The sequence below is a fragment of the Nocardia carnea genome, assembly GCF_029868325.1.
GTDB classification, from domain to species: domain Bacteria; phylum Actinomycetota; class Actinomycetes; order Mycobacteriales; family Mycobacteriaceae; genus Nocardia; species Nocardia carnea_C.
In genome coordinates this window covers 1-9900 of record NZ_JARWNW010000294.1, presented here as the reverse complement: position 1 = coordinate 9900, position 9900 = coordinate 1, and the positions used below count along the sequence as shown (strand labels likewise).

Annotated in this window: 10 protein-coding genes and 1 pseudogene; 4 read left to right on the top strand and 7 right to left on the bottom strand. The window is 67.4% G+C overall.

Annotated features, from left to right (window positions below):
* The 4 genes and pseudogenes from QH196_RS28535 to QH196_RS28520 form a co-directional block, all read right to left on the bottom strand.
* On the bottom strand, window positions 1–796 hold a 796-nt coding region (locus tag QH196_RS28535; protein WP_280418938.1), incomplete at its 3' end, for an AMP-binding protein.
* A gap of 358 nt (window positions 797–1154) precedes the next feature.
* Window positions 1155–2630 (bottom strand): annotated as a pseudogene (locus QH196_RS28530) (class I adenylate-forming enzyme family protein); the annotation flags it as partial.
* Window positions 2630–3529, bottom strand: coding sequence for an enoyl-CoA hydratase/isomerase family protein (locus QH196_RS28525; protein ID WP_280418937.1), 900 nt, complete (start codon window positions 3527–3529; stop codon window positions 2630–2632). The gene QH196_RS28525 and the pseudogene QH196_RS28530, both read right to left, overlap by 1 nt.
* Before the next feature lie 92 nt (window positions 3530–3621).
* On the bottom strand, window positions 3622–4425 hold the full coding sequence (locus tag QH196_RS28520; RefSeq protein WP_280418936.1) for an enoyl-CoA hydratase/isomerase family protein: 804 nt from the start codon (window positions 4423–4425) through the stop codon (window positions 3622–3624).
* 118 nt (window positions 4426–4543) lie between these two features.
* Between QH196_RS28520 and QH196_RS28515 the strand changes: the two genes are divergently transcribed.
* From QH196_RS28515 to QH196_RS28505, 3 genes are all read left to right on the top strand, one after another.
* Window positions 4544–5236, top strand: coding sequence for a hypothetical protein (locus QH196_RS28515; protein WP_280418935.1), 693 nt, complete (start codon window positions 4544–4546; stop codon window positions 5234–5236).
* A 42-nt stretch (window positions 5237–5278) separates the two neighbouring features.
* The gene (locus QH196_RS28510) at window positions 5279–6175 is read left to right on the top strand and encodes an enoyl-CoA hydratase/isomerase family protein (RefSeq protein ID WP_280418934.1); all 897 of its coding nucleotides are present in this window, start codon (window positions 5279–5281) and stop codon (window positions 6173–6175) included.
* Between the two features lie 178 nt (window positions 6176–6353).
* Window positions 6354–6956, top strand: a complete 603-nt coding sequence (locus QH196_RS28505) for a DUF6461 domain-containing protein (RefSeq protein ID WP_280418939.1) — start codon at window positions 6354–6356, stop codon at window positions 6954–6956.
* Window positions 6957–7003: 47 nt separating this feature from the next.
* Here QH196_RS28505 and QH196_RS28500 read toward each other — a convergent pair whose 3' ends face one another.
* The 3 genes from QH196_RS28500 to QH196_RS28490 all read right to left on the bottom strand — a co-directional run bounded on the left by QH196_RS28500 (window position 7004) and on the right by QH196_RS28490 (window position 9069).
* Window positions 7004–7849 (bottom strand): acyl-CoA thioesterase domain-containing protein, encoded by an 846-nt coding sequence (locus QH196_RS28500; protein WP_280418933.1) that lies wholly within the window; start codon window positions 7847–7849, stop codon window positions 7004–7006.
* A 292-nt stretch (window positions 7850–8141) separates the two neighbouring features.
* Entirely contained in the window at window positions 8142–8615 is a 474-nt protein-coding gene (locus tag QH196_RS28495) for an NUDIX domain-containing protein (protein WP_280418932.1), read from the bottom strand.
* The gene (locus QH196_RS28490; protein WP_280418931.1) at window positions 8599–9069 is read right to left on the bottom strand and encodes a hypothetical protein; all 471 of its coding nucleotides are present in this window, start codon (window positions 9067–9069) and stop codon (window positions 8599–8601) included. The genes QH196_RS28495 and QH196_RS28490 overlap by 17 nt, the downstream gene beginning before the upstream one ends.
* A 342-nt stretch (window positions 9070–9411) precedes the next feature.
* On the opposite strand from QH196_RS28490, the gene QH196_RS28485 reads away from it, so the two are divergent.
* Entirely contained in the window at window positions 9412–9675 is a 264-nt protein-coding gene (locus tag QH196_RS28485) for a hypothetical protein (RefSeq protein WP_348538115.1), read from the top strand.
* Window positions 9676–9900 lie beyond the last annotated feature (225 nt).

Here is a 9900-nt window from a genome sequence, read left to right as displayed (position 1 = left end):
TTCTTCGTAGCCGTCCCAGGCCACGAAGGTCGGGGACAACAGCATGAACGGGCGTCGCTGCTTCTCGGCGAGGGCGCGGGCGGCGTAGGGCCGGGTCAGGCAGCTGCCCAGCCAGCCCTCGCCGTGGCGGCCGATACAGCGGAACGCCGCACGTGCGCGGCCACAGCGCCAGATATAGGGGGGTCGGGCGGGTCGTGGCGGTGGGTTTGTTCCCCGCCCGCGTCGGGGGGGGGGGCACCGCCCTTCCCAGCCCGGGGCGTGGGCCGGCGCCGCGGGTGGCGGCGAGGACCTCGAGTTCACCGATAGCGTGCGGTCCGGCGCCGGAGCGGTGGCTTATCGCGAGATGGCGCAGTTGCGGGACGGCCGGGCACAGCAGCCGGTCCCGCACGCGCGGTGCCGTCCCCTCGAACGCTTCGGGTAACACCTCGGCCAGCCGGGCCGCGTAGTCGTGCCCGCGATGGCCGTCGATCGACAGGAGTATCCGGATATCGCTGTCCACGAGCTGGCGGGTCAGCTCACTCGTGGTGGCGAAGGTGGAGAAAGGCACCACCACGGCCCCGATCCGGGCGGCGGCGAACGCGGCGATCACGAAATCCGCCCCGTTCGGGTACAGCACTCCGATATGCGTGCCCTTACCGGCACCCACTGCGATCAGCCCGCGGGCGAGCCGGGCGGAACGGGCTTGCGCTTCGGCGTAGCCCAGGCGCTCGTGGTCACAGATCAGCAGCGGGTGACGGCCACGGACGCTCGCCTGCCGGTGCAGCAGTGGGGCGAGGGTGTCGTTATCGGCCGGCACGGTCGCTCCCGTCGAGGTCGACCTGCCGGTGTCGGGTGGTTTCGGCGTATCCGCTAGCCGTGTGTCCGGCCTGGTTGTGCCCGGAGAAAGCATGATCGGCGACCACGGGGCCGGTGGGGTCAGCGGTCTTGTGGTCGGCCGGGCCGGCGGACCTGTGCTCGCTCGGCTTCGTGGCTTCGTGCTCGGTGCGGCCGACGGTTCCAGGTTCGGCGGGGTCAGCGGTCTCGTGTCCGGTGACATCGGCCGGCGTGGTGGGGCCGGAGGGCGCGTGCCCGGTCGAGTGGGTGGGCGCGTCGGCCACCGCGGGAGCGGTCGCGTCGCCGCTCGGGTGAACCTGTGCGTGGCGCGACGCGGCGATTTCGAAATGACTGCGCACCGCGCGGAGATCGGGCTTGCCCGAGGGAGTGCGGGGAATCGACTCCACCACAACCAGTTCGGTCGGAATTTCGTAGCGCGCCAGCCGAGTCTGCAGGAAGGTGGTCAACGCGCCGGGCGAGGCGTCCGCATCGGGGTGCAGTTCGACCATCGCCACCGGGGTCTCACCGAGCCGTGGGTCGGCCCGGCCGATCACCGCGGCACCGCGCACCGCCGGATGGCTTTCCAGGGCACCCCGCACATCGTCGGGCATGATCTTGAAACCGCCGCGGATGATCGCCTGGTCCGCGCGGCCCAGGATCCACAGGAAGCCGTCGGCGTCGATCCGCGCCAGATCGGTGGTGCGGGCCCAGTCCGCTCCCGGTCCGAGCTGTCCCGGGATCACCTCGAGCAACCCGGCCTCGCCGGCGCCGAGCACCGCCCCGTGTTCGTCGACCACCCGCAGCCGGGCGCCGCCCGTTGCCCGGCCCACACTGCCCCGCTTCGCCGTCCAGTACTGTTCGTGATCGGGCAGCGTCCAGCCGGCCACCCCACCGCCGAATTCGGTGGCGGCGTAGGAGGTCAGCACCGGGATGCCGAATTTCTCGTAGAAGGCGTCGGCGTCCTCGGCCGACAGCGGTGCCGTTCCGGAGGTGACGACGCGGATTCCGGCGAGGTCCTCGCGGCGCAGTTCCGAATGCAGCACCATCCGCAACGCCGCCGGTACCAGCGAGACCGCGCCCGGCCGGTGCGCGCGCACCGCACGCACCCAGGATTTCAGCTCGAACCGGGGCAGCAGGACGAACGGCCGGGCCTCGGTGACGCACTGCAGCACCCGGAAGACACCGCCGATATGCACCAATGGTGCGTTGACCACGGCGACCCCTTTTCGGGGTCGTGCCGGGGCGTCGGCCGCTGCCGGATCGGTCCCCATGACGCTGCGCGCCAGCATGTCGTAGCTGATATCCACCCGTTTCGGCGGTCCGGTGGTGCCGCTGGTCAACATGCGGACAGCCACTCCCGGCCGCGCCGCTTCGTTGTTCTGCGTGGTCGCCGTATTCCGGACCTCCGGCAGCGCGTCCGGACCCGGGATCGAGACGACCGTGGTCTCCGGTGCCGGTACCACCAGCGCATCGAGGTCGCCGGGCGTGCCGATGAGCAGCGGCAGCCGGAGTGCGGCGATATCGTCGCGGGTCCGGTCGTCCCCACGCGACGGGTTGATCACCACCACCGTATCGCCGGCGAGCAGGACCGCCAGGATCGCGGCCACGTGCTCGGGCCGGTTCCGCAGGAGAATCCCGACCGGACGCGGCCCCTGGTCCGATTCGATGATCGACCCGATGCGCTGGGTGAGCCCGCCGATCCGTCCCCACGAATACCAGTGCTCGTCGAATTCCAGTGCGGGTGAATCCGGTTGCAATGCCAGGACATGGGCTACCCGCCGGCTCAGCGGGTGGGAGTGTAGTGCGGTATCGGTCATCAGCGGATCCTCGGTTCGGTCGCGGTGGGCGAGGAGGCGGCCAGTTCGGATTTGCCGATCGGATTGCCGAGCCGGGTGTAGATGAGTCCGTGGTCGAGCGCCGCCCGGTAGGGCTTGTCGAGCGATTCCCAGATCGCTTTGACCGTGCCCTGGGTAGCGGTGGGGGGTTTGGCCGCGATGGTGGCCGCGATGCTGTGGGCGCGGGCCCACAGGTGTTCGCGGGTGACGACCTCCGACACCAGCCCGATCCGCAGCGCGGTCGGTGCCGAGACCCGTTCGTCATTGCCCATCAGCGCCATCCGCAATGTCTCCCCGAGCCCGATCCGACGCATCAGCCCGACCGGTTCCAGCGCCGACACCAGGCCGGCGGAAATATGCGAGTCGAAGAAGGTCGCCTCGTCCGAGCAGATCACCACATCGGATTCGTTGACGAAGTAGAACGCCCCCGCGGTGCACATTCCGTGCACCGCGCACACCACCGGCTTCCACATCTTCTGCCATTTGGGGCTGAGCAATTCGCCGGGATCCTCGTGATGCCAGACACTGGCCGGTTGCCCGTAATCCGATTTGACGTCGAGGCCGGCGCTGAATGCCCGGTCGCCTGCCGCGCGAACGACGACGGCGTTGACCGAGTCATCGAGTTTGATCGTGTGCCACGCGCGCTGGACTTCCTCACACATCGTCCGGTTGAACGCGTTCAGGCGCTCGGGCCGATTCAGGGTGAGGGTCGCGACGCGGTCGGTCGGGTCGACTTCGAGCAGAATCGTTTCGAACTCGCCGCTGTAGTCGCGCGGTGGCGCGTCGGCCGCCGGACCGGTGCCTGGGACGTCAGATGCCTCGGTCCGATCGCCGGATGGGCCGTGCTCGGAGGCCCCGGCTTCCCGGGCCGCGGCGCTCATCGGAAAGGCTCCGAGGAAACGATATAAGACACTGCTGACTCCCTGTTGGTGTGATCTGAGTCGGAAATCCCGGCTTCGGCTGCTGGGAAGGGCTAACGGCATTGCCAATCGGGTGTGCGCTTCTCGATGAATGCTTTGGGCCCCTCGAGTGCGTCCTCGGTGCGGGTGACGCGTTCCCGGAACGATTCGGCGAGCATTTCGGCTTCGTGCAGCGGGACGTTCAAACCTTTGACGATCGCCAAGCGCGTCCCCCGGACAGCCAGCGGCGCATTGGAGTTGACGATGGCGGCGATCTCCTGGGCACGTTCGAGCAGCCGATCGTGCTCCACGACCTCGGTGACCATCCCCAGCTCGTAGGCGCGCTGGGCGCTCATCCGCTCGTGTTTACCCATCAGCGCCATTCGCAGCGCGACCGTGCGCGGCAGCACCCGGGCCAGACGCACGACCTCACGCCCGGCGACCAGGCCGATACTGACGTGCGGGTCGAAGAAACTCGCCCGGTCCGAGGCGATGACGATATCGCCCGTGGTCACCCAGTCCAGCCCGGCGCCGCAGCAGACGCCGTTGACCGCGGTGAGCACCGGTTTGGTCATTGTCCGGAACGGGGGCGTGCCCTCCTGGGGCGCCTCCCACTGTTCGTAGGTGGACAGGTACGGCCGTTCGTTGATCACCTTGCCGTCGCCGGGGATGGCCTTGACGTCCGCGCCGGTGCAGAACGCGCGGCCCGCGCCGGTGACGATGAGCGACCACACCTTGTCGTCGTTCTCGGCCTCGTCGTAGGCGCAGCGCAGCTCGGTGATCATATGCGGGCTGAGCGCGTTGAGCGCGTCGGGCCGATTCAGCGTGATGGTGGCCGTGTGTCCGTCGACGGTGTAGTCGATGGTGTCGAACGGCATGGTTCCCTCCTGGGCGGACGGGGGACTGGGATGCATACTGATACAGATACAGTAGACAATACCGTTGATCTTCTGCCAAGGTTTGTGCAGACCTATCGGCGACGAAAGCAAGGTTTCGATGGCCGCGAACGACCTATCCGACCCCGACGGCGCGGGCGCCACCCCGGCGTCCCTGCGCTTCGGCGAACAACCGCTCGCTCAGACGGTGGCCGCGGCCGGTGCGCTGCGCCGGATCGCCGGATTGCTGATGTCCCTGGAGCAGCCCCACCCGGCGGTCGACACCATGATCGGAAACCTCGAGCGGTGGGAGCGGGAACTGGCCGTCACGGCACCGCCGGACCCCGCGCCCCGGGTCGGACCGGAGGCAAGCGATACCCAGCGCGTCTACCTGGACCACGCCTTCGATATCGGCGCCTACAACCCCTGCTTTCCCGAGTATCGTTTCGATTTGCTCGGCTCCGAACGTGCTGCCGGCCGGATCGCCTTTCCCTTGGTGCACGAGGGGCCGCCCGGTCTTGTGCACGGCGGCTTCCTCGGCGTGTTCTTCGACGCGGTGGTCCAGCACCATAGCTGCGCTGTCGGCGTCACCGGGAAAACCCGTTCGATGAACATCACCTACCGCCGGCCGACCCCGCTGCTGGTGGAGTTGCGTTTCGAGATCGATCGTGCCGTGGGCGAGTCCGGAATCCGATCGACGGCCCGCCTGCTGCGCGAGGACACACTGCTGTGCACGGCAGAGATAGCGACCGTCGCGGCCGCCGCGGCGAAACTGACCGGTACTCGCTTCGGCCGCCGCCGCGTGCCCGACTGATCTGCGGCACGGTTCCGCACCTGTGAGAGAAGAGGACCTCTGATGACCGACTCCAGCGCCGCAGACGGCCGAGTGCACTACGACGTGGACCCTGGTGGCCGGATTGTCACCATCACACTCGACAATCCCGCGCGGCGCAATTCCTACAACGCCGCCATGCGCGACGAACTGGCCCGCCACCTCGACCGCGCGGCCGAAGACGACGACATCACCGTTGTCCTGTTGCGCGGCACCGAGGGCGTATTCAGCACCGGCGCCGATATGAACAACGCCTACGGCTGGTACGGCGACCGCCCGAGCGCCGACGGCAAGCCGGCGAAAAGCCGGCCGAGCCAGCGCCGCCGGCTGACCGTGGACCGGAAATCATTCGGCTTCTACCACAACCTCATGGGCTACCCGAAGGTCACCGTGGGCGAGATCAGCGGTTACGCGCTGGGCGGCGGTTTCGAAATGGCGTTGATGACCGATATCTCGGTGATCGCCCGCGACACCCGGATCGGCATGCCGGCCACCCGCTTCCTCGGCCCGGCGCTGGGCAGCCTGCACCTGTTCTTCCACCGGCTCGGCCCGGTGCTCGCCCGGCGGATGCTGCTGACCGGCGATATCCTCTCGGCCGGCGAGGTCGAACACCTCGGGGTGTTCACCGAGACCTGCGATCCGGCCGCCGCCACCGCCCGTGCCCGCTACTGGGCCGAGAAAGCGGCGAAAATGCCCGCCGACGGCGTGGTCATCGCGAAAGAGGCATTCCGCCTGGTCGAACAGAGCCAGGCGTACCAGGGCGAAGAGGTCGCCAGCTACCTCTTCCACGCCTTCGGCACGAATTTGCAGTTCGCCCCGGGCGAGTTCAACTTCGTGAAAACCCGCGCCGAACACGGCACCCGCGAGGCCTTCCGGCTGCGGGACGAGCACTTCCACGTCCCGGAACCAGAGATCTCCTGAGGCACCCGCACACCAGGGGTGGGTCTGGAGAGTCCACAGTGCGGATCCGGCCGCGGATGTCGGTGACCCATGGCAGTGTCGGCCCTATGACTGCTTCAGCTGGTGACGACGCCCGGGTTCATCATCGTGGACTGTGTTTTCCGGCCGCGACCGTCGAACCGGGGGCGTCGTGAACACCATGACCGGCGGCCTCGGGTGGATGTACGGCAGGGATCTGCCGTTGCTCAGCATCACCTTCGCGCGTCAGATCAACGCCCGGGAGTTGCTGCAGCGGATGGGTGTCGACCAGAACACCGTGGCAGTGCGCGAGCAGGACCATTTCCACCACGAGTTGGGCGGTCTTCTCTACGCACCCGATGGATATGTGGTCAGCGCAGGGCATTACGGAAGCTGGGCCTGGGTGTGGGAGCACGGTAGCTGGAAAGGCCTGGAGGATCGAGGACTGGTGCTGCGCGCCTCGATCGGCACCGCGGCATTGGCGCTGAACGCCAACGAGAAACCGGGAGTGGTGTTCCGGTACGCCGAGGACGGCCGCCTCATCACCGGACTCGACACCATGGCCGCCCTCGACCCAGCCGACCGGACAGGCAGCGACCCGCATCGCTTCGACACCGAGATGCAGGCCCTCGGCGCCCGACTCGACGGATACGACTACGGTCCCTTGGGATCCCTCGGAGTCTTCTACAGGCTTGCCGAGAGTCTCGGCGTCGGGTTGCCTCTGGACGACCTCAACGAACGTCCCGTCCTCAGCGGACGGCTCCTGCCCTCGGCCTCGCAGTAGCTGCCGAGTCACTCGATACCCGCGCCGCTGTTCCGGAGGGCGGCCGATCAGTCGGATGTACCGGCGAGTTCGGCGGAGGATGTCGCGGCGAAGTCGATCTGCCGGCGGGCGTTGGACAGCGTGGTCACCACACAGGTGCCGACCGGGCCGTGGCGGTCGTAGAGAGTTGCGGTGCCGATCGAGATACCGTCCGAGGCGATGGTGTTCTCGGCGCGCAGGCCTTGTTCGTACCCGACCGGCAGCCGCGACAGGGTGAGTGTCACATCGGCATTGATATAGCCCGCACCCGCGGAACCCCAGTGGCAGAGGTGGTTGACGGAATCGCCCAGGATCGCGGCCCGCTGAAAAGCCGTGATCGGTTCCCCGGCCACCAGCGGCGGCAAGCTCTGCCAGGCGGCTTTGCGCTCGGCGTTCTGGTGGTCGGCGAACTCGGCGCTCCACTCACCATCGCCGCTTTTGAACAGCGGCGGCGACCCCTCCGGCGACATGCACCCCGCCGGAGGCATCGGCAGGTCCGCGTCCGGACTCCACACCGTGCCCGCCGGCTCCTCGCCGGTCGTGAGGAAGACCGCTGAGGCGCGCACCCGCGGCTGGCCCTGCTGCAGCAGGGCGGCATCGGCAACCGCGATCCGCGACCCCCGCCGGATCACCGTGCTGCGTATCACGAAGTCCGCGTTGTCGACCGGCTGATACAGGTCCACGGTCAGCCGTGCCGGGACGAACCCCGGCGGGCAGTGGGTTTCGAGTTCGCGGGCCAGTAGCCCGCAGATCCCGGTCCCACTGAGTTTGTTCGGCGTCCATGGACTGACCGCCAGTGCCTTCGGCACGAGCCGGCCGCCCTGCCGTTCAAAGAAGCTCAACACCTGTTCGATGCCCCCTCGGAGACGTTTCACCCGTTCGAAGTGCAACACGTTACAGCGCTCGGGACGGACATGGCGGTGATCGGCGTCCCTGAGCGGTGGTGCGGTCGGACTATCGCCGCGGTAGCCGCTGTGGGGAGAATGCTTCGGGATCGGCCTCGATCCGGACGATGACGACCGATCGTGTATCACCTGTATTGGCACAGGCACGGAGGACTGCTCATCTTGCCTCGGCCGAGGAACAGAAATGTGCATGTCCTGCCTGGGCGATCCTATATGCTCCGACTGCGGCGGCAGCGGTTCGATTCCGTTGTGAGGCAGGATGTCAGCCGAGATATGGCTTCGACCTTTGTTCGGAGTGGTGCCGTAGCCGGAGCCGCATCGTTTCGTGCACCGGGAGTGTTTGGAGCTGGGCTGGAGTCAGGAACGCGACTTCGGTCGATTCCGCGCTGACCGTGATGGCGCCGCCGGTGACCCGCCCGTAAAGAGTGATGTTGAATTCTTGCCTGACCTCGCCGTCCGCGTAGGCGATCACATGGTCAGGGTCGGTGTAAATACCTAGGAGGCCGGTTATTTCGATATCGAGGCCGGTTTCTTCTTTCGTTTCCCGGATCACGCACTGTTCCAGTGTTTCGCCGATCTCCATTGTTCCGCCGGGAAGCGACCAGTTTCCCGAGTCGCTGCGGCGTTGCATCAGAACCGCGCCGTTGTCGTCGACTATCAGGGCCGAGCCTCCGGGAACCAGGCTATTCGCCTCGGGCGCATCCGAGTCGCGGTAGTAGTCACGCCGTGATGCCATCGGAGCCTACCTCTTGCAGGTACGGGGTCACTGCCTCCCCAGATCTGTTCGGTTGGTCTTCGAACGAGGCGAACATACCGTGGGGAGACAGTTTGCGCAGATGCAGCGCTGGGTGCTGGTAGCCACGGGCCCGGACGAGGTATGGGGTCACGATCATCTGGTCATCGAATCTGAATACCGAGTTGTACAGGTGCGTGGTGTGCAATCCGATCCGGCATCCCGGTGCTGTGGCGAGGGGGCCGAGCATGCTCAGCGCGTTCCGGATGCGTCCGGGTAGCGTCCCCTGCATCTGTTCGAGCGCATCGCGTTCCGCGACGTGCGGACAATCCGGATCGGCGAACGCGAGTCGGACGGTGGCACCGTTGCGGCATTTGCCGGCGATCAGGTCCCGCGCTGAGGTCCGGCCGAGTTTGCGGCCGCAGGGTGGACTCGGATTCGTGCAGTACACGGGCAACGTCGGCCCTGGTCCGCTTGTGCGGCACCCGCCCGGCCAGCCACCGATTCACGGTCTTGGCGTCGACGCCGACCGCGGCGGCGAGTGTGGCCGAATCCATCTGTGCCCGAAGCATTGCCGATTCGAGGCGCTGGCTCATGCCCGAACCATACCGGGACATTCAGATGGTTTGAAGTGTCCGAGGAAACGTCCCGGACGTAGTTCAGGTGTCTGTCCAGCGTCCATACGTTGATTCGCGACCCCCGTGGTGTGTGTCGGCGCCGCGCCACGGGGAGTCTGCCAACGATGTGAACCGAAGGGGAGACGATGCGGCCGACCGCGTTCGGATGGGTGGATGACGTTGTGAGTACCGCGCCCGAGTGGGACCGGGCGCAGGTTCGGCGATTGGCCGAGCGTCTCGGCTACCGAATCATCTGGCCCGATGTGCGTTCGGTGCTCTCGGTCGTGGACCAGGTGCGGAACGCTGGGGTCGACGCGGTGATACTGCCCGCGCCGGATCACCTCGGTGCGCTCGAACTGAACCGGGTGATGGATGTGGCCGACGTGGAGACGGTCCTGCCGCGGTTGTCGTTCGCGCGGTGGTACGCGGCTGGGACTGCGCGGTGACAATGCTCGGCTTGGCGGTGGCGGTCGGGCTGCCGGTCGCAGTGATCGTGTGGTCGGTGTTCTGGCCGGTGAACCGCCGGTAGCGCAGCCACAATAGCCTCCCGACGCCGGCACTGTCCTGCCGCATCAAGGAGGCTCTCCGACGATGACAGTGCCTCGGCTGCGACGGGTATCAGGCCGGTCAACTCGGGCCCTTCGCAAACTGCGGCTCCTGGTCAGCGCTCG